Source organism: Halobacterium sp. KA-4 (genome assembly GCF_021028995.1).
Lineage (GTDB): Archaea > Halobacteriota > Halobacteria > Halobacteriales > Halobacteriaceae > Halobacterium.
This window is the reverse complement of sequence record NZ_JAJJZG010000013.1, coordinates 1-19,676: the sequence shown is the minus strand read 5'-3', so window position 1 is coordinate 19,676 and position 19,676 is coordinate 1. Positions and strand designations below refer to the sequence as shown.

Genomic DNA, 19,676 nt, shown 5'->3' with positions numbered 1-19,676 from the left:
GACGTCCAGCAAGAATAATACTTTGAAGTATCATACTCTGAAGTACGATTATCGAAGATATTATATTCTGGCCTACGGTATCGGTTGTATGCCCGACTTCGTGGATCGGACGGCAGAACTCGACCGACTGCACGAACTCTACGACTCAGCCGATGCCGAACTTGCAGTGATCTATGGCCGTCGACGCCTCGGGAAAACCGCGCTCGTCAAAGAATCCTTGAACGAATACGACGACGCCATCGTCTACCAGGCAAAACAAAAAACGAGCGCGCTGCAGCTCCAGCAGTTCATCGACACAGCCGCAGAAACGTATCCTGGCGTTCGACGAATCCGGGAAGACTGGGATGAAATTCTCGGCTATCTCGCTGACCAAGATGCGATTATCGTCCTTGACGAATTCCCGTATCTCATCGAGCAAACCGAAAGCCTCCCCTCCGTGTTACAGGCACTGTTCGACCACGAACTCGACAATTCAGCTGCAACGTTCGTACTCGTCGGCTCCTCAATCAGTATGATGGAAGACGCGGCATTACTCGGGAACAGCCCACTCTACGGTCGCTCATCACTAAAACTCGATGTCAGACAACTCCCCTTCGACGCCGCAATAGAGTTCTTCGATGACACCTACACTCCAGACGAACAGATCCTCACCTGGGGTGTATTCGGGGGCGTTCCATACTACCTCGAAGAAGTCTCCCCTGATGCAACACTCGCAGCCAACATCCAGCAGACAATCCTCTCCCGGCATGGAACACTCCACAACGAGCCTGACTATGTCCTCCGCATGGAACTCACCGAACCGACCCGATACTTCTCGATTCTTGAGGCAATTGCCGGCGGGAACACCAGCCGCAATGAAATCGCCGGGACAACAGGAATCGACTACAACCAACTCTCAAAATACCTCAACCGACTGTCCCGACTCCGACTCGTCGACCAACACGTCCCCATCACAGAACAAAAACAACACAGCAAACGCAGCCGATACCGCATTCGTGACCCGTTCTTCCGGTTCTGGTTCCACTTCGTGTATGGAACTGGCGAGCAGTACGACGAACTGGGCGCTGAGGCCTACGATGCACTAATCGAACCGGAACTCGCTGATTTCGTCAGTCACTCCTTCGAAATGCTTTGCTGTTCGGCCCTTCGCACCCTCTACCCCGAGTACACAATTACGAACACAGGCCAATGGTGGTATGGTGAACATGAAATCGACGTTGTTGGCCTGACCGCCGGTGAGACGCTGCTTGTCGGCGAGGCCAAATTCCAACAGTCACCACTCGGATACGACGCACTCTCGAACCTCGAGGACCACGCTGCTGAACTTCGCTGGTCACCACAAAATGGAAGCGACCGCGTCATCGAATACGCACTCTTCTCCCGAAACGGCTTCAAACCATCAGTCAAAGAAGCAGCCACTCAACGCGACAACCTCACCCTCTACACCACCACAGACATCGTAAACGCACTCACAGATGACCCACCGTACTCTACTCGTTGACGGCTGACGCTGTTCGCTCCTTGAGGATGGCTGTATTTGAGAGCAACTCGGAGCTGTCGCAGTCATCGGTGACATCCTCCCCGCCCTAAAGGGCGGGGCTTCCCGTACCGCAGGTGGGATATTTGCCGGTCTACAACACGACTTGTTCTCTCGGTTTGAACGTCCCGCTGTCGCGGTCGAACAACTGTGTCGAGGGCTGTGCCACACAGCCGTTACTCCTATCCTCACCGTGAGGACTCGGAGTTATCTTCTGACGCATATTCTCCGCCCCATTACAATCCGCGTTCCCGACTAACCCACACGACGAACAAACGTACAACCCACGGTGCTTGCGGTTCGACTTCGTGTCGTCACCACACCGTGAACACGTCTTCGAGGTGTTCCACTCGTTCTCTTTCAGTACCTCGACGCCACGTATCTCGCCTTTGTAGTCGAGATACTGGTAGAGGCGGTCGAACGCCCACGAGTGCAACTTCTTATTGCCGGTCTTGCCCCAGTCGGATTCTCGCACGTCTTCGGGCCAACTCACCGCGAGCGTTCCAACACCGCGCTCAACACACTCCGTGATGATGGCGTCTGTCAGCGTGTGGTAGAAGTGCGTCTCGCGGTCAGCGAGTTTTCGCCGTGCCCACATCGACTTCTCGGACGGCCCGTTCTCACCCTCAGTATCGTACTCGGCTCGCGTGAGGTAGTGCTTGTCCTGCTTGAGCGAGTTCCCGGGGTACAGGACGTACTCATCGGGGAACGCGACCGTGGCGATGTTTTTGATGCCAAGGTCGACGCCAGCAACTTCGTCACCTGCCGAGTCGTTGGTTTCGAGTTCGACTTTGCAGACAAAGTGGAGTTCCCACTCGTCACCGTTCCAGACCGCTCGAATGTTCTGCACCGAGTTGACTTCTGAGAGGTCAACGTCAGGGCGAGTCTGGTACTCACAGAGCAGGAAGTCTGAGAAGTGGTCTTTGAGGTTTGAGCCTTTGCTGAGTCGGACGCGGTTGTTCTCTGGGTCGTGTTTGAAGCCGTCTTCTTTGAACGTTACTGTAGAACGTGGCCGGGTGTCGCCGTGTTTGCGGTAGCCGGGCGGATTCGCCTCGTCAAACTTGTGCCGCAGATCGAACCATGACTGGAAAGCGTCGGAAAGTTCTTCGATGACTTTCTGACTGGATTGTGCGTTCAAGTCTTTCCAGCACGCTTGGTTCTTCATGTACGATTTGAGCGGACCCTCATCTGGGATTTCGCCTGTTGCGTTCCAGATTCGGTCGGCTGTCCATCGTGCGACGTTCCATATTTTGGAAGCGGAGTCTCCGAGCGAATCGAGGCCATCGCAGACCTGCCGGTGGTTCTGAATGGAACCAACGTAGGTGCGCGTGACCTCAATCGCCATACATAGCCTATGTAGTCTAACCTACTTAATGGTACGGATTAACGTTGAATATCCGGCCTGCCAGTGACGGTGGATTGTGTAGGAAGTGACGCGATTCACGCCCGTCCCCAGAACGCTTCGCGTTCTGGTGTGCGAACGAGACGCAACGCGTCTCGTTAACGCCGTGAACGGCGGGATTCTCTCGCTGGATTAAGATAGGCCGACGCAATCCTCGTTCACGTCCACACCGATGAACGTCCCACTAGTTTGCGTATCGGCCACCTCGTGAGTTTCGTGCGTGACGTTGACGTGCAGTTCGTGCCGGTCGCGTTTCCGCACAACTTCTGCTGTGCCGACACGCCAGTTATCATCGGTTAACGCTGTTTTTAGACGGTTAATCTGGTGTTGGCTACTTTGGAGTGTGCCTCGGACGAAGTTTCGCTTGAGGGCTGTCACACGGAACGAAATACTCTCGGACTTTTCGTCTAGGGAGAGTTGGTAGCCTTCGCCGTGATTCATCCGAGGTGGGAATGATTCGTCGTGGTTCTGCCGTGGATGGCCGTAGTCGTCTTCGTCGTAGTAGCGTTCGAGCGCGTCTGTTGCCTTGTCAAAAAGACGTTGCGTGGTGTTTTGGACGTGGGTTGACCGTTTGACTACTTTGTCTTCGATGGTTTTCCAAGCATGTCCTTCGTCGTCTAAGCGGAAGATTTCGTTGACAACGCGGCGGGCTTCGAGTTGTCCAGTATCTAGCAGTTGCTGACTGCCCTCGTGGATGTCAAGTTGGAATACCAGAGTGCTTGTCAGCGATTTCTGCACAGATACCGGTTAGAAGCCGTGCTTTGTAGGTGTCCGTGTTTGTGGTAAGTCAGGTATGGCGACGGGTTTCACCCTCGGGGTCAAGCCCCGAGGCACTCGCCTTACTCCGCCTGTAGATTTTCCACGGGAATCTTCAGGTTACGCGTCTCCTCGGCGATGAAGTACGTTTTCGCGTCAGCGGCCGCTGTCCAATTACTCTTGTATTTGAGTGGGCGGTCCAAAGATATAATAGACTGAGTGGGGTAGTAGTGTGTATGACTGATCATGGGCTTGAATCGTGGACGGAGGGATTGTCGGCTCGTGAGCGAGTTCGGGAAATTGCGACAACGCTGACACAACCACGGTCGGTGCAGTGGGTGAAAGACGAAGCCCAGATCTCCTCGTGGCAGACCGCCAAAGACGAACTGGAGATGCTCGTCGAATTTGGGCAAATACACGTGATTGAGGGTGATGATGGGAATCCGAAGTACGCGCCGAACTATCAACGCCGCTACTTCAGCGAAGTCACCGATTTGATTAACAACCACACCCAGCCAGAACTCCGCGAAGAAATCGCCAGCATCCAAGAGCAAATCGACGAGTGGAAAACCAGATTCGACGTTGCCTCACAGAACGATCTCGAATCCACACTCACCAACCCCGACCTCTCTGGGGAGGAAATTCGCACCCGGAATACGATTCTTCGCCAATGGGAGCACTACGAGGACAACAAGCGACTACTCAAACACGCCCTTGAACTGTACGACGATGCCCGGTCGCTATACCCCAGCCAGACTGATTCGTCGAATTCCTCGCTCTCACTCTCCCAGTAGCACGCCTCCATGATCTTTCTTGCAAACCGAGCGAACCTCGACAAGCGAACGCTTCTCACTCGAATCCACACGCATCTGCAGACACAAGCCGCTGGAGATGACACGCCAATCAAGCAAGTCCGATATCACACGTCATCAGGGAACAAAGCCGGCGTTCGAGCACTCGTCGACACGCAATCATTTCTTGGAACCACCCACCCGGTTACTGAAGTTGAACTCCACGTCTCATTTGATTTCCCACCAAACCGAGACTATGACTTCTACGAAATCCAGTGGGTAGAACCGGACCGCAACCTCATGCTCGGATGGCACCAAGACGACACACACATGGATCTTGGAAACTGCCACTTCCAGATCGATTACCAGAACGAAACCGTACAGCGAACCTCCGCAGAATTCCTCGACGCACACCCACTCAACGTCTATGAACACCGCCTCAACCAGCTCATCCCAATCCTCAACGAACTCATATGGGAACACGACCACCCCACAGTCCCAAACCACGCGATCACTAACGACTGATACCGTCCACGGCAACCCATGACTGTCAAAATTGGCTAAGACTGGTGAATTTCCGGTCCAGAGTTGATTCGTCGCATCGACAGCCGGCCGCTACTGGGTGTTGAGACGATCTCGAAAGCTAGTGAGTCGATCCGGCAGTGCAGCCAGACACGTACTGAGAACCCACACTGGATGCTGGTCACCGAACGACACCCCGTACCGTTCGGTTCGCCCAGCCGGATATTCTTCCTGGAAGTGTGCCTCGCCAAGTTCGTTGCAGTGGTCGTCTTGATGCCAGCCACAACTCACCGTATACCCCTCCGGAAGTATCGAATTACGGCCGTCGTCGGAAGAGGGTGTCCGCTCTTGCTCTGGTCGCTCGAACCACTGGATAGCGAAGTGGTCGTTCCCGGAAGGTCGTGGCGACCATCGAATCGACAGTGTGGCAACTGGTGCGGGGTATTCCATCCCGAGGAGTTGGGGCGGCTCCACGGCGGCACGGAGTTCGGTTGGGGCAATCGTCCCGGGTTCGAAGCGCGTGTACTCGATGCCGGGTTCCCGTTTCAGGCGGTCGTTCAGCTGGCGGAGAATGCCTTTCCGGGTTCGTGGACTCCCACTATCGAAGGCGACCGGCCACTCGTCGCCGGCCATCGCTACTCGTCCCCAGCGGCTTGTGCTCGCTGCGGGGAGTTCGTCGCGGTGAACTGCTGGAGGTCGTCGTAGAGGCGGATGGCGTGCCGCACCAACATTCGCATCTGCTGGGTGTACTCCCAGTCATCGATGACGTGCTCGCGTTCGCGGCGCTCGGCGACGCTCAACGACTCGTCAATAGTCGTTCGTAGCTCGTCGGGGTCCGCGACATCGTAGGTCGTTTGCCAGTCTTCGATCCGGTCGCTCATCGCGGATAGTTCCGCGGTGAGTTCGTCTTTGGTGTACTGGCTGACCAGCTCATCGAGTTCGTCGAAGAACTCCGTCCGGGGATTTGGATAATACAGTGTCGTCTGGTCGCGCTCGGTCGTCTGGAGGCGGGCGTCACTGACGAGCTTTTCGAGGTATTTGCGTGCAGTCTTGTAGTTGACCGCTGCTTGATCGGCAACCCAGGACGCACTCCGTGGCTGCGTCAGCGTGTCTGCAACCCTTCGAACACGATCCTCACTGTCCAGATCATCACTCCAGACGTCGGGCTGTTCGTCAGTCATAGATACCCGTAACACCCACAGTATCGTATATCTTTGGACTAGATTAGATATAATTCCACTACTCCGGCTGCGGCGAATCATGGATATCGCCGTGAACTACCGTGGTATTGCGCTTGCTCCGCGTATAAATAACGCCACGCATCCAGCTATGGAACATATTTTGGAGACTGAAGGATTCGAAAAGCAGCCTAATGAGATTGGATGGATGAAGAATATTTAGCGGACTTTCTGGTATATTCGTACGATCCGAGACCACTCCACGCGGCCAGATTACGCGGACGTGACATCCTCGCCCGCCCTGAAGGACGGGGCTTCCACCGCAGGTGGAATACCCAACTTGTCTGGGATTGAGGTTTCAAGACGTGTGCGCGTCACCGGTCTCCGGGTTCGCCCCCGCTCCCACCGGTGGTGAGCTAGACGAATCCTTGTCATCGGAAGCCCGCCTCTCGGACAGGAGTCCCTCGCTCGGTGACGTGTCTTGGTGGGCCTGCCACTGGCCCCCGCTCTGTGGCGAGTCATCGCCTGCCGTTTTCCAAGGTAGGCTCTCTCCCCACGGATTTAGCCGATTGGCAATGTTCGCTGCTGCGTTCAGATCCGCTTGGTACTCCGACACCCAGCACGCCTCGTTCGTACATTTGAACGTGCCTTGATGCGGTCGATACCCAACGTGTTGACACGCATGGCATGTTTTCGACGTGTGGTGCGGATGTACGTATTCCACAGGAATACCGTGTTCCGCTGCCTTATAGGCTGAACAGGCGTAATACCACGGCCTTTAGGCCGTGGATACGCGCCGTCACTTCTGGGAACAGTCCACCGTTGAAACGCCACTCCCGAGTTTCACATGGTGGCGTTTAAGTGACAGGCCGACGTACTATAGAGTAGGAATTGGTCGGAACGGAGCGGATTCCGACCCGTCCTGCGGAGGCGGCCTGTCCGCCCGCAATAACGAGGTCGTTCGAAAATCCCTGATTTTCGTGATCACGAGAGACGCTGTCTCTCGGACGACAGTATCCGGAACCAGTCTGGTGAACGGCTGGTTCCTATAATGAACCAGTGCAGTGCCGGACTGCTTGCAAGCACCACAAAGTAACTCCGAGTCCGTCGACGTCTGGGAGACTCCCTTGAGGCACAAACAACCCTGGGAGTTCCAATACGACCGAGGATAGGAGTACCGGGGGCTTGGCACTCCCAGCACTCCCACCCACCCGGTCCACGAACCCCGCACGGATTCTCACCGCGTTGGGGTTCGGTGGGACTGGAAACCTGAAACTCCCACCGCTCGGGATTCCTCCGCGTTCACGCGGAGGAGGATGTCAATCAGTACGTTTTCTCGTATGCTAAATGTTCGGGTTGGTGTTGGGTATTCAGAGTGCTGTCGCTCGTGGTTTGCGCAGTCAAGTGACGCGATTCACGCCCGTCCCCAGAACGCTTTGCGTTCTGGTGTGCGAACGAGACGTAACGCGTCTCGTTAACGCCGTGAACGGCGGGATTCTCTCGCTGTTTCAAGATAGTAGCCTCACCGACGGGTGTTACTACAAAAATACGCGTCTAGAGCCCCCCCAGGATACCTCTCCGGGCGGTTTCAAGTGCTGTGTTACGACAGAGTCCGACTAGTATAGACGAGAGTTTGCCCGTCGGAAAGCGATCTGACCAGTGCAGCGTGGTGCTGATCGAAAACGGAATAATCCGCTCTAGCAAGGTTTATAGCGTTTTAGGTTGTGGGTTGGTGTATGGAAGACCCGCGTTCGGACTTGCAAGCTGATGCCAGCGAACGCGAAGCAGCGCCGGATTTTGACGAGTTAACCCCACCAGAAGACGTCGTCCGTGGTGACCGAACACGCGATGATTTCTTCGATGCCGTGCTCGGACTCGACAGTCCAGCAACCGCCAGTGAAGTCGCCGACCGTGCAGGGCATGGTGTTGATGCCGCACGTGAATACTTGGACTGGTTCGAACAGATGGGTATCGTCACCCAAGTGACGACCGCACCAGCCACGTACAAACGGAACCAAGAATACCTGAATTGGCGGCGCGTCCAGACACTACGCACCGAATACACATCCAAGGAGTTACTCGATTTGCTGGAATCCGAATCCGAACGAGCAACCGCACTCGCACGCGAATTCGACGCTGAGTCTCCAACGGCGATCTCGCTCACACGGTATGCAGCCGCGACCGACCAAGCCATCGAGGACGTCTGGGAGCAACTCACGGCATGGCAAACTGCTCGCCGTCGCATCTCACTGCTTGAACGAGCACTTACTACTCAATCTAGCGACGCTACAGATCTCGAATCCGTCGCATGACGGACGGACGGGAGAATGAGCCGTCCGATTCGCTTTCTGGTGGGCCGATTGATTTCGACCGGCTGGACGCCATCCGAGAACGCCTCGCAACGGACGATCGCTTCACCAAGATTGAGGACCAACCAGCGTTCGCTCCCGAACGATTGGTCTGTCGGTACGACCACCGATTCTACCCGGAACGCGTTCGACGTGCTCGTCTTGAGATTGTCTGGTTCGAAAACGGGGATTTCTCGCTGCACTACCACGAAGCCCACGAGACAACCGCATTCGATCACCGATGGGACAGACACCCGTCCAATTACAATACCCGCGACCACATCCATCCAGGCCCAGACGCACCAACACCCGGCGACGATACAACACACCCCATCGACTGGCGTGATGTCCTCTCGCTGGCGCTCGCAGACATCGAAGCCCGCCAACATGGCTTCTGGACCAAGTAGCCGCCCCACACACCTCCAGCAGGCGACTTGATATCCTCCTCGACTCACGCGGAGGATGTCATGGTTGACACCGCCGTCGGCCACAATACAAAGACGGGAATTAATGCGAGCCTCAACGCTGGTATCACGCTCGAGACGGACACGTGGACAACGCTTGGCGAAGCCGTCGAACACGACAAAAATCCGAGTTGAGTATGCGAGCGTCGCGATACTGTCGGTGAACGTTCATCAGACTACACTGTGTATTGTTTTGTATGTCTGCTCCCGAGGTTGGAGACAAGGACGACACGGAGTCCTCTGAAGCCGTCTCTGCGGAGGAAGCGCTTGAGATGTTGCCGGACAAAGACGAATTCGAACATTAGCCTGTCATCGGTTAGCGATGGCGAGAGCAGCGTGATCCTAGTGTGTCTGTCCACCTTCTGGAATACATATGGCGCAACATGTACCATGAAAGGGTCTGTACTAGCGAGTATGGCAGCTGAAGAACCACCCGTGGAAACCCAAGTCAGTGACCAGGGAATGGTTACGATTCCAGCGTCGCTCCGTCGGCGGCTCGACATCGAGGCTGGCGACAAGCTCCGCTGGAACGTCAACGAGAACGGTGCCCTCACCGTTGAGGTTGTCCGACAGCGCTACGGCGCGTTCGAAGATGCCGACCTGCAGGCTCCGATGGGTGGTGATGGCCTCGAAACGCACGACCTCGCCGGCCACGAGGAAGACCCTGCGTTCACAGAGGACGGCTGAATGGCGGTCGGCGTCGCCGATTGAAATAATCTCATTGACTACAAGGATACGAGCCCTAGCAGCCGCCACGAGCAGGCAGAAGCCAGCATTGAGGTTGTCGGGAATTGCTGAAACGGTGGTGGGGTGTCTGGTACTAGCTCTGGTGAAATTTCACTAATGAAATTGTGCTCTCAACTATCGGTTGAATAGATGTTTATTGATCATATCGGATATTATGGTAGTTAGTTATATTATATTTATCCTCAAATTACGAAAGAGTTTTATAAATCACTTGCGTTATTTGGGAATACATGATCGGTAAGAGTCATTTCCGAGTAATATCATATCTCATAGAAAGTGACGATTCAGAAGTGAGTGTTAGCACGATTGCTGACCAACTCAATTGGAGTCCCGGCCACGCCTCACGAATCGTCGCCGAAGTAAACAGCCTCGGGCGCGGTGGCCCGAGGCTTTTGTAATTCCCTCAGCCGTGGGTTAGCACTCCCTGCTCGGCAAGCGAGCGGGATGAGGGTGGGCGGCTTACACGCCCCGACCCGGACAGACGCACCAACCGCACCTGCGGCTGGGTTTTGTGAGTCCGGTAATTCGATTCGTTACCGTCGAGTTTCGCCGTCTCGCGCCACGCGATATTCACTGACGCATTCCGGTCAGCGTGATCCTGCACCACGCCACACTCGTCGTTCGGACACCGGAACCGCCGCCCCTGCCGATCCCCACGCTCACCACAGCACGAACACGTCTTCGAGTTGTAGTACGCGTCCACCGTATCTGTCGGAAGTTCCCGCCACGTCGCCTTATACGAGACAAATTTCTCGAACTTGTGGAACGGCAGTTTGTGCAACCGGCGGTTCATATACGTCCCGTACTTGATTTCCTCGCGGATCCCCTCCATGTCCTCGAACACGATAACCGGATCCGAGAACTGTGCTGCGAACTCCACGACAGCACGGGAAAGCCGATGCAACACCCACTCGGTAAATCGATCTTCCTTGTCACCGAGTCTGTGGTGGATGCTCGTCTTCCCGTGTTCCTGACAGCGTTTCGTGATCGTGTGGTAGCGTTGGCGTTCCTGCTTGACTCGCCCATAATCGAGGACGAGCGTGCCCTTCGTCCGCATCGTCTCACGGTCGAGGGCAGTGAGAGCCACGTTGCGCTCGTTGATGTCCACGCCGACCACTGTCTCGGCGGTGTTGGGTTCGGGCACGTCGAACTCGCGTGTAACCGTGACGTGTAGGGAGTACACGCCATCTCGGTACAGGAGTTCGGCCTGCCCCACATCCACCTCATCCGACGTGAGAGCGTCACGAAGTTCGTCCATCGCGTCCGGCTCACCGCGCAGGTGGCCTGTGACCTTCTTGTAGGGTTTCGGGCTGATTCGGAACTGGACGCGGTCTGTGCCGTCGTCCACGGTGAGGCGATAGCCTTCCGTATGCGCCATCACGAGCGGATACGCACCCGATTTGTCCGTACTCGGCGGCGTCGGCTTGCCGCCATCAGGATCATCTTGGTTCTCCCACCACTCTTTGAGTGACTGGTAGGAGTCCCATGTTTGGAGGGCTTTGCCGACAACCGCGCACTTGTTGTTGCGAAGGAAGTCGTCGCGGTCAACCTCCCGCTGGATCTCGGTACGCGTGTACCCGTGTTGTGTGAGGCGGATGGTGTCGTTGAAAATTTCGCGTGCGGCAAGGCGGGCGTCGTGAAGCCACGACCGTTCACCAGACGCTACGTGAAGGCGCGTCTGAATCGTCTTCGTGGCTTCTTCACCCATACGTTGACAATCGTTCCAGCCTATCATAAATGAAAGGATTCAGGATGGAAGAGTACCGTAGTCATGCACATTCGGTTAGTTCCTGCAAGTATCACTTCGTCTGGTGCCCGAAGTAACGCAAATCGAAGATTTGCGTACCTCGCGGGATCGGAAATCTCGCTCAGCATCGCCACCCGGTTCTGGATGTAGTGGAGGCCGATGTGCGAGAGTTGTTTGGTGAGACTGCCGACCACTTCGGACACGAGATTCTGGCGTTGGAGATCGCGGACGACCACGTACACCTGTTCGTGCAGACAGACCCGAAGCACAGTCCAGCAGACATCGCTCGGCAATTCAAGTCGTATTCGGGTAAGCACTTGCTGGAACGGTATCCCGAAATTCGAGAGTCGTATGTCTGGGGTGGTGGATTCTGGAAGGGTGGGTACTACGTGGGAACGACGGGAGCGGTGTCGGAAGAAGTGGTTGAACGGTATATCGAAGAGACGGAAGACGCGCCGGAGTGACGCGCTTCACCCCCGCCCACGGTGGGGCGGGGAACTCGCGCTGCTTTTCGTTTAGATGACGCATCGACCGCCAACCACCAGTAATTGCATCCTAGCGAATATCCCCAAGTTAAACGCCAACCCAAACACTACGCCTCCTCCCCCTCCCACGTCACCACCAACAAGAACCGAAGCCCCCACACCCCCCTGCGTCCGGATAATCCACCCACACACCCCGCAACGAGTGACCCCCAATAATCCAGTAGGGATCTAGCTGGAAGTCACCGCTTCAATGACAATATCAGGGTCTTGCATCAGGTGATGTTCAAGAAAACTACCTTCGCTCATCCCACCACCAGTGTGCTTAGATTCTGTAATCCCAAGGAACGACTGCTCTTTCAGCAGCCGATACACGCGATCCTCAGAAAGCGGACTACTCCCCTCCTGCTCAGCGATGGAAGTATAGACTGAGTAAATGCGTTGCGTGCGAAACGCCTTCTCCCCTGGATTGTCCCGAGTAAGCAGTGCTAACGCGTGAAGGATGTATTTAACATGCGGCGTCGTGCCACCAATAAGGCGTTCAAATCGATTCACAGCAGCCTGATGGACCGCTTCATCAACATGGCCAATAGTAACCGTGTTGTCACCGCGTTTTTCGGCGAGGCACCCCGCCTCGTAGAGTGTATCGACGGCTTTGCGGGCGTCTCCATGTTCTTTCGCTGCCAGCGCCGCAATCTTCGGAATCACCGCCGACTCAAGAACACCATCAGCGAAGGCATCAGTTCGATGGTTCAAAATCGCCTGAATCTGGGTAGCATCGTAGGGGTCGAAAACAAGTTCGTTGTCCTGCAGACTGGAATCGAGGCGCTCGTTTAGTCGGTCGCGGTACGCGATCTTGTTGCTGATGCAGATCGCGCCGATATGCGCGTCTGCTTTCCCACTCTCTCTGGCGCGAGTGAGACTGCGCAAGAGCGCGTCACCGTCGAGTTTGTCGACCTCGTCGAGGATGACAACGCAGGCGTCGACGTCGTGGGTGGCGAGTAACTCCCAGGTGATGTCGCGGTAGTCTGCAGCACCAATCCCCACACGGGGAATGTCTCGGTCAGCGTCGAGATTCGCGGCGAATTGGCGCGCCATCTCCCGGCTGGCCTTGGCTTCAGATTGGTAATCGGAACAATCGACGTAGTAGTTGTTGCAAATGCGATTTCTTTATTTGGTCTGCAGTGTGGTTTTTCGGGGAGGTTTCTTCTCCTTGCATGAATTCCCTCACTCGGGAAGGTTCGTCTGTTCTCTCAAGTTCTGGCATTGGTCAGATTGGGGTTCGACGGGCTTCACTCGTAATTCGCCGAAGCCGTACTTCGAATGGCTGCCAATCCGCCGAATGCTGCTCTTCGCGGTCTCAACCGGTCGATCGCCTTTGTAGGCGACTACTTGGCCGTGATCCACGGTCTGGAGGGTGTACACCTCGCGTTGCTCTAGGATCTTTTCCTCACGTTCACGGAGGTCGTGACGGTCTTCCGTCCACCACCATGGGACGTCTTGGTCGTGGGCGTTCGGATACTCTGACTCCAGCACGAACGGCGTCATGACTTCGAGGATGAACGCTTCGCCGTCTCGGAGACGTGAGTAGTCTAGTGCCCCAAGGTCTATGATCTGTGTATCTTTCAGCCGAGTGATGCCGTAGCCGTAGTTGCGTTTCCCTCCAAACTGGAGGCCATCCAGGTCATTCTCATCAAGCGGAAGGATGTCGTTCCGGTCGGCGTGGAGGTATGCGTTAATATACCATTTCGTTGTCTGCTGTTGTTTCCGTGCGCTGTCAGGCTTCCCCATAATCGTTTCGTGGGAGAGTGCCGGGTGGCTGCTCTGGACGCGGATGTCGTGCGTGTTTAGCGCGTCCCGTGGCCGGGAGTCAAGAAGCCAGGAGTGTGATGGATGCCGCATCAAGAACAGGTCGTCATAGTGTTTCACATCCGGGAGGGTGCTACCGAGGTATGGCTGGGTACCGGTCTGTGAGTGTTCCTCGGGGAATGCTCCGAACTGCCCGGGTACGAAGATACCATGACTCGCGTTCAAGTCTTGGTGGACATCGTGCGGGAGTTGCCGTCCGAGTGCGTGCATGATTGCATTCCCCGAGATGTAGTAGGGGTGGCCGATGTAATCCATCTCCAGTTCCCAGTGAACTTGCTGGATGCGCGTCACCGGTCAAACGCCTCCATGTAGTCCTCGATGTATTGGAGTGCGGTTGACCACGCACCGATCCGGCGGAGATTCGCATCAAGCACCATATCATACTTGTCGTGGTCAGCGTCAAGCGGGTGCGCAGTCAACCGATTCCACGTCGAAGCCCACGACCGCCACGGCTGACTCCCCAGACGGGAAGATGGTTGTCCATCGATGCCTTCGTCGATTCGGAGCGCAAAGCGCTCACCTGTATACACCGTTCGATGGGGTACAATCTCCCCTGCAGGATCCACTACTAATTGGAGGTCGGCGAACTCGTGGCCATCACGGTAGTTGTCCAAGAGCGCTGCCACGAGCAGCGTATGATACTTTAGACTCGTGTATGGGTAGTAGACGCTTTCGTTGAACACAGAGACGATGTCGCTGGTTAGCCACGCCTGATGCATGGCCTCATGGTCGTCCTCGATCAAGAGGTCACGCACAGCACTCTCTACACCATTCCGCGTGAACTTATCGGGGCTGTATCGACTCTCGCCCTCGATAAGCGATAACCGATAATGCGTCTCGTGATTCTCCATCGTCTGCTTAGGCTTCCCAGTAGGTCGGCTCAGCGCCGACGCATCACCGTCCGCGCCATGCGGAACCGTCTGGTTTACAGGCACCCCGACGAACGTTTCTGGGGCAGTGTCGTGGGGTTGGCCGTTTATTTTGTGCGCGTCATGCCGGTAGCAGTCGATGAGAACGCGAGTTCTTGAATCAGCCATTACTCTTCAATTCGCTCTTTCAGCGCTTCCACGAACTCTGGACGGTGATTCTCGGTCCACTGGTCGTCCTTCTCGTCCATCGCGTTCGTGGGACTGCTTCCACGGTTGAAGACACGGCTTAGCTCGCGGTCGTTGTAGAGTGGGTTGATGAGGCGGCAGTCGACAATGCCTGCGCCGAAGTTCCGTGCGCCGCCGAGCTGGTGCATGAAATCTGTCTTGTGCGCGTCTAGGTAGTCGATGGCCTCGGCTAGCAGGCCGATAAATTCGGGCTTGGATTCCCGAAAGGAGAGCTGCCAGCAGCCGTCAAGGTTGGCGACAGCATCTACTTCGACGTTCCGCAAGGGTTCACGATTGTCCTCAGCGTTTCGAGAGACGATATTGCGGTTAAGTCGGCGGTAATGGCCTTCTGCTTGCCCACGCGTGTAGTCAACACTGGAGCGAACAGGATTGAATTTGATCGGCCGCCGCATCACCTTCCCGGGGATACCACCGAAGCCGCCAAAGAGATCAAAGACGACGCAGCCATCGTCTGTTTTTGGATTCTCTGTGCACGCGCCTTTCTCGTGATAGCCGGCGTTGAGGTCGCGCTCGTAGACGTCGTCTTTCTTGAAATTCGCGTTGGCCTCGCCGGGATGGCAGGCGGTACCGCCATACTCTTGAACGACCTCTTCGATCCCGTGGCGAAGCCACCCCGAGAGTGGGAACGCAGGGATGATGCCGCCGATCTGATTCTGTGGATCATCATCCTCGTAGTTCCCGTTACTAGCGTGATGCCGGTCAGTCAGGATACTATCCCCAATGACAAGGAGATCCGACTCGATACGAATATAGACATCCTGGAATTCTGACGCTGAGACTCCCTCCTCCATTATTGGCGCCTCCGTTGTTCGAGGAATGACTGGCAGTCGTGGTCCTTGATGCGTTCGGGGAGGCCAACGGCGCTACAGACGGGGCACTCTTTGAGTTCTGGGCCGAGTTGGTTGTCAGACTGTTCGGTAGACTCTTGGTACGTACGGTCTGATGTCTTCATGCTTCGGTGGGTTTCCGGAGCACGGGGTCGGTGTTCTAGCACCGGCCTCATTTCCTCTGAGGCATCCCACGCTCCTCACTCGATACGTATCGCGGCAGCCACTTAATAGTTACTTTGTAACTTCTAACGTAACTATATCTTCGAGGTACTCCCGAACCAGTAAATGCAACACCCACATACCCACCACCAAGATGGTCAACGAGAACTTCGAACCCAACGACCGCCAAGAAGCAATCCTCGACGTTCTCAAAGACGGCCGCAACGAAGACCGCCCCTGGGGATACGCTAATCCAAAACGCCTCGAAGAACACCTCGACACCCGACGCCAATACATCAATCGAGCACTTCGAGGCCTCGTCGACGCCGGCTGGATCGAGAAGGTCAACCACGGCCTCTACCGATTCGTCAACGACCCACGCGAAGAATGAGTCCCTGTCCGGCGGCCATCATTGACCGCGTGCAATCAACGCCCCCACACCCCCTACTGTCTGCATAATCTCACAGAGATAAATCCCACCACGTCTCCTCGCCGCTGAGTCTCATAACGTCCTGATTTTGACGGAGATTGCTACCACCCGAGAGAATTTCGAACAGTGCCCAGAAAGATCAATTGTTGTTTCGGGACTTCAACCTGGAAGTGAGGGAGGTGTTTCGTCTGTCTCGATGTTCCCCGTGAATGAGTTTCTACCTTGAGGCTACTATTGATCGCGTGAACCCAACGGCCACCACACCCCACTGCGTCCGGATAATTACGCTGTATTGTGGGCCACCGCGTCCCCTCAACGCTGTGGCTCGTGAAGTCCTAGAGGGTGAGAGTACGTTTCGTCTGTCTTCGGCTGGAGTTGCGTGTAGTGAGAGAGTACGTTTCGTCTGACTCAGAGACAACAACCACCAACCCACTCCACTCTCCCCAATTCAATATGACAAAGACACACAAAATCCACTCCCTACACCCCCACATCAAAGACTAATCGCCCGATTCTCATTCAATCCCAGCCTACTCCAAAGACAGACGAAACGCACTCTCTCACTCCCCGGCAAAGACACACGAAATCCACTCCCCCGAACCGAGAATCCGGTACTCCCACAAGAGACGTCGAGGAGGCACTCACACGCAAGTGAATACTCTCCCCTTTCACTCGTTACTTGGTGTGTGTCTATGGTCGCCTGCGAGTGAAGCAACCAACTATTAGCACGCATTGCTGTTCCCGAGTTGAGATCAATCGGGCCTCCCCGGAGGTTGGGAAGACAGACGAAACGTACTCCCCATCAGTGAGAACGACACCCCAACCGGAGACCTGGAAATGGGTAGCGCGCAGGGAAACGTAGTCTTTCATTCGGTATCCGGTGTGTCTGTGGTCGCGTGAACGTACGCGACTGGTGGCGTTAATTGGCGCCTCTGGGAGACGATTCACCGAGCCTGACTAAGATCCGGGAAGACAGACGAAATATACTCTCTCACTCCCAGCCGAAGACAGACGAAACGCACTCCCGGCGATGGTGCAAATCCAGTTTGAGGATTTAATTAGCAACCACTACTCTATTGGCCAGATTATACGCTGAGCAGGCGCAATACCACGGTCTTTAGGCCGTGGATACGCGCCGTCACTCAGTGTCACATTCTCCCGACTCCGACAGGGCCGGATATTCCACCGTTCTCAAACCGTGCCTTTTACAAGAAACACAAGTATAAGAGATTATAGAAGCGTTTCATAGTATGCTGGAGGTCCACCGTACTCATCGAGCGAAAATCCGCAACCATTCACAGGTCGCGGAGTCGCTCGACCGGCACGGCTGGAGTGCCAGCAAACTCTGGAACGTCGCTAACCATCACTCCCGGCAACAGTGGGAGGATACCGGGGAGATCCCTGACCACAGCGAGCTGAAAGACGAGTTGAAGACTCATCCAAAATACAAGGGACTGCATAGTCAGTCCAGTCAGCGGGTTCTGGAGGAACTCGCTGAAGCCTTCAACTCCTGGTACTCCTCGGATGACGACAGGGACAACCCACCCGGTTACCGCAAACGCAACTACTACGACCAACAGGGCCGCCGCGTCCACGAAGAACACCCACGCAGTACGGTGACGTGGAAGCAAAACGGCATCAAACACGACACCAAACACAATCGCGTAAGGCTCTCAAAAGGCGCGAATCACAAAGAACACCCGAAGGCGTGGGAGTACATCCTTGTCGAGTACGAAACCCGGCCCGGTGTTACCGTCGAGAATCTCCAACAAGTCAGGGCCGTCTACGATAACGCGAAAGGCCGCTGGGAACTGCACTTAGTGTGCAAAGACGAGGTTGAGACGCCCACAGCGCCCGGTGACGAGACCGCAGGTATCGACCTCGGAATCTCGAATTTCGCTGCCGTCGCCTACAGCACCGAAGACGCTGACCTCTACCCCGGCAACCGCCTGAAACAGGACGGCTACTACTTCCCGAAAGAAATCGCCAGCTGTGATGATTCAGGCGGCGACAAAGCAACGCGACTCCATCACAAGTGGTCGGAACGCCGCAGCCACTTCTTCCACTCCTTGGCGAAACACATCGTCCAGCGATGCGTCGAAAAGAGAATTGGCCGCATCCACGTCGGGGACTTGGAAGGCGTCCGCGAAGACGAAAACGGAGAGTCGAAAAACTGGGGCAAGCACGGCAACCTCGACTTGCACGGGTGGGCGTTCGACCGCTTCACCAGGATTCTTGAATACAAGGCGAAGGTGGAGGGGATTGAGGTCGTGGAAGTATCCGAACGCAACACGAGTAAAACGTGTTGCGTCTGCGGGCGAGAGGATGAGAGTCAGCGTGTTGAGCGCGGCCTATATGTTTGCGAGTCGTGTGATGGGGCGTTCAACGCCGACGTGAATGGGGCGGAGAACATCCGTCTCGATCTGAATGAAAGTAACTCCGAGTCCCCGCCTGTTTTGGGTGGGGATAGGAGTACCGGCTGGTTGGCACAGCCAGCAGTCTACCTCTATGACTTGTCGTGCGGATTCCAACCGCAGGCACAAGTGGTCGACTGCAAACCCTAAGATCCCAAGCCAGCGGTGCGGTGCCGTGGGATTCCCGCGTCTTCAGGCGCGGGAGGATGTCAAGCGGACATGGTGGGGTCCCCCTATTCCTTCCCAACGTACTCTTTCAAGTAGGTTGGGGGCTGGCTTCGTTCGTATCGACACCAGTATCACCCGATAGAGACCATGATCTGGTGCTATTATTGGTCCTGCCTGAGTAGGAGCCATATTCGAAATCATAGACTGCACAGTTCTGTTGAAATCCGCGATCCGTGACAGAGTTGGGGATGATTGGGAAGTACGCACGCCTACTGAAGGGATGTTTCACGTTGAATTCGCTGGTGAGAACTATCCGTGCTGTGGTTCGTAGTTTCGGTACGTACAGATAATCTATTTACTACTCCCAATCTAAGACAGGGATATGATGGGTTTTCCACATATGGGGGTTTCATTAGCCTCTACGTCGTATTCCCGCTCTCAAGATATGTTTGAAACGTGGGCCACGGGATTTTCTGATTCCCGGGTACGTCGATTTTGGGTGCTTGGGCTCGCTGCATTACTCCTGCATACTGTCCTCGATCCACTGCTCACGTATCTTGCAGTGAACGTGCTTGAAGTTGGTGTTGAGATGCCTCGTTGAATCACAAGACAGCGTCGGGGTAGGGAAGACTATTCGCAGTTTCACAGCGTCAGAGACGGGTTCTTGACCTCAGAAGATGCAGTAGCTGTCACTCACGGCGGTTGCTGAAGGGTCAC

At 55.5% G+C, this 19,676-nt stretch carries 17 protein-coding genes and 3 pseudogenes; 9 read left to right on the top strand and 11 right to left on the bottom strand.

Annotated elements, in window-relative coordinates; all coding sequences use genetic code 11:
• Positions 1 to 88 precede the first annotated feature (88 nt).
• Positions 89 to 1,501, top strand: coding sequence for an ATP-binding protein (locus tag LPA44_RS12675; RefSeq protein ID WP_230889914.1), 1,413 nt, complete (start codon positions 89 to 91; stop codon positions 1,499 to 1,501).
• Between the two features lie 130 nt (positions 1,502 to 1,631).
• Here LPA44_RS12675 and LPA44_RS12670 read toward each other — a convergent pair whose 3' ends face one another.
• Together LPA44_RS12670 and LPA44_RS12665 are read right to left on the bottom strand one after the other, a co-directional pair.
• Complete coding sequence (locus LPA44_RS12670; protein ID WP_230889913.1) at positions 1,632 to 2,882, bottom strand: RNA-guided endonuclease InsQ/TnpB family protein; 1,251 nt, start codon at positions 2,880 to 2,882, stop codon at positions 1,632 to 1,634.
• Between the two features lie 189 nt (positions 2,883 to 3,071).
• A complete protein-coding gene (locus LPA44_RS12665) occupies positions 3,072 to 3,677 on the bottom strand; it encodes a hypothetical protein (RefSeq protein ID WP_230889912.1) in 606 nt (201 codons plus the stop codon).
• A gap of 254 nt (positions 3,678 to 3,931) precedes the next feature.
• Here LPA44_RS12665 and LPA44_RS12660 point away from each other — a divergent pair, with 254 nt between their 5' ends.
• A complete protein-coding gene (locus tag LPA44_RS12660) occupies positions 3,932 to 4,489 on the top strand; it encodes a DUF7342 family protein (protein WP_230889911.1) in 558 nt (185 codons plus the stop codon).
• 225 nt (positions 4,490 to 4,714) lie between these two features.
• Here the strand turns inward: LPA44_RS12660 and LPA44_RS12655 are convergent, their stop codons facing one another.
• The 4 genes and pseudogenes from LPA44_RS12655 to LPA44_RS12640 form a co-directional block, all read right to left on the bottom strand.
• On the bottom strand, positions 4,715 to 4,975 hold the full coding sequence (locus tag LPA44_RS12655) for a hypothetical protein (RefSeq protein WP_230889910.1): 261 nt from the start codon (positions 4,973 to 4,975) through the stop codon (positions 4,715 to 4,717).
• A gap of 126 nt (positions 4,976 to 5,101) precedes the next feature.
• Entirely contained in the window at positions 5,102 to 5,641 is a 540-nt protein-coding gene (locus LPA44_RS12650) for a hypothetical protein (RefSeq protein ID WP_230889909.1), read from the bottom strand.
• A 2-nt stretch (positions 5,642 to 5,643) separates the two neighbouring features.
• On the bottom strand, positions 5,644 to 6,189 hold the full coding sequence (locus tag LPA44_RS12645; protein WP_230889908.1) for a DUF7342 family protein: 546 nt from the start codon (positions 6,187 to 6,189) through the stop codon (positions 5,644 to 5,646).
• A 355-nt stretch (positions 6,190 to 6,544) separates the two neighbouring features.
• Positions 6,545 to 6,934: pseudogene (locus tag LPA44_RS12640) on the bottom strand (transposase); the annotation flags it as partial.
• Positions 6,935 to 7,922: 988 nt separating this feature from the next.
• Here LPA44_RS12640 and LPA44_RS12635 point away from each other — a divergent pair.
• The 4 genes from LPA44_RS12635 to LPA44_RS12625 all read left to right on the top strand — a co-directional run bounded on the left by LPA44_RS12635 (position 7,923) and on the right by LPA44_RS12625 (position 9,685).
• Positions 7,923 to 8,498, top strand: coding sequence for a DUF7342 family protein (locus LPA44_RS12635; RefSeq protein WP_230889907.1), 576 nt, complete (start codon positions 7,923 to 7,925; stop codon positions 8,496 to 8,498).
• Positions 8,495 to 8,941: a hypothetical protein gene (locus tag LPA44_RS12630; protein WP_230889906.1), complete on the top strand. Its 447-nt coding sequence runs from the start codon at positions 8,495 to 8,497 to the stop codon at positions 8,939 to 8,941. The genes LPA44_RS12635 and LPA44_RS12630 overlap by 4 nt, the downstream gene beginning before the upstream one ends.
• A gap of 60 nt (positions 8,942 to 9,001) precedes the next feature.
• Positions 9,002 to 9,133 carry a hypothetical protein gene (locus tag LPA44_RS18110; protein ID WP_269070143.1) on the top strand — a complete coding sequence of 44 codons (132 nt, stop codon included), beginning with the start codon at positions 9,002 to 9,004 and terminating at the stop codon, positions 9,131 to 9,133.
• A gap of 279 nt (positions 9,134 to 9,412) precedes the next feature.
• A complete protein-coding gene (locus LPA44_RS12625) occupies positions 9,413 to 9,685 on the top strand; it encodes an AbrB/MazE/SpoVT family DNA-binding domain-containing protein (protein ID WP_230889905.1) in 273 nt (90 codons plus the stop codon).
• 463 nt (positions 9,686 to 10,148) lie between these two features.
• On the opposite strand, the gene LPA44_RS12620 is transcribed toward LPA44_RS12625, so the two are convergent.
• On the bottom strand, positions 10,149 to 11,453 hold the full coding sequence (locus LPA44_RS12620) for an RNA-guided endonuclease InsQ/TnpB family protein (protein ID WP_230889904.1): 1,305 nt from the start codon (positions 11,451 to 11,453) through the stop codon (positions 10,149 to 10,151).
• A 44-nt stretch (positions 11,454 to 11,497) separates the two neighbouring features.
• Here LPA44_RS12620 and tnpA point away from each other — a divergent pair.
• Positions 11,498 to 11,956, top strand: a pseudogene (tnpA, locus tag LPA44_RS12615) (IS200/IS605 family transposase).
• Between the two features lie 249 nt (positions 11,957 to 12,205).
• Here the strand turns inward: tnpA and LPA44_RS12610 are convergent.
• The 4 genes and pseudogenes from LPA44_RS12610 to LPA44_RS12595 all read right to left on the bottom strand — a co-directional run.
• Positions 12,206 to 13,120: pseudogene (locus LPA44_RS12610) on the bottom strand (Cdc6/Cdc18 family protein); the annotation flags it as partial.
• An 81-nt stretch (positions 13,121 to 13,201) separates the two neighbouring features.
• Positions 13,202 to 14,134: a hypothetical protein gene (locus tag LPA44_RS12605; RefSeq protein ID WP_230889902.1), complete on the bottom strand. Its 933-nt coding sequence runs from the start codon at positions 14,132 to 14,134 to the stop codon at positions 13,202 to 13,204.
• On the bottom strand, positions 14,131 to 14,880 hold the full coding sequence (locus LPA44_RS12600; protein ID WP_230889901.1) for a hypothetical protein: 750 nt from the start codon (positions 14,878 to 14,880) through the stop codon (positions 14,131 to 14,133). Before LPA44_RS12600 ends, LPA44_RS12605 begins: the two co-directional genes overlap by 4 nt.
• Positions 14,880 to 15,749, bottom strand: a complete 870-nt coding sequence (locus LPA44_RS12595; protein ID WP_230889900.1) for a hypothetical protein — start codon at positions 15,747 to 15,749, stop codon at positions 14,880 to 14,882. Before LPA44_RS12595 ends, LPA44_RS12600 begins: the two co-directional genes overlap by 1 nt.
• A gap of 352 nt (positions 15,750 to 16,101) precedes the next feature.
• Here LPA44_RS12595 and LPA44_RS12590 point away from each other — a divergent pair, with 352 nt between their 5' ends.
• Both LPA44_RS12590 and LPA44_RS12585 read left to right on the top strand, forming a co-directional pair.
• Complete coding sequence (locus LPA44_RS12590) at positions 16,102 to 16,338, top strand: helix-turn-helix domain-containing protein (protein WP_230889899.1); 237 nt, start codon at positions 16,102 to 16,104, stop codon at positions 16,336 to 16,338.
• Positions 16,339 to 17,627: 1,289 nt separating this feature from the next.
• On the top strand, positions 17,628 to 18,941 hold the full coding sequence (locus LPA44_RS12585) for an RNA-guided endonuclease InsQ/TnpB family protein (RefSeq protein WP_230889898.1): 1,314 nt from the start codon (positions 17,628 to 17,630) through the stop codon (positions 18,939 to 18,941).
• Positions 18,942 to 19,676: the final 735 nt, after the last annotated feature.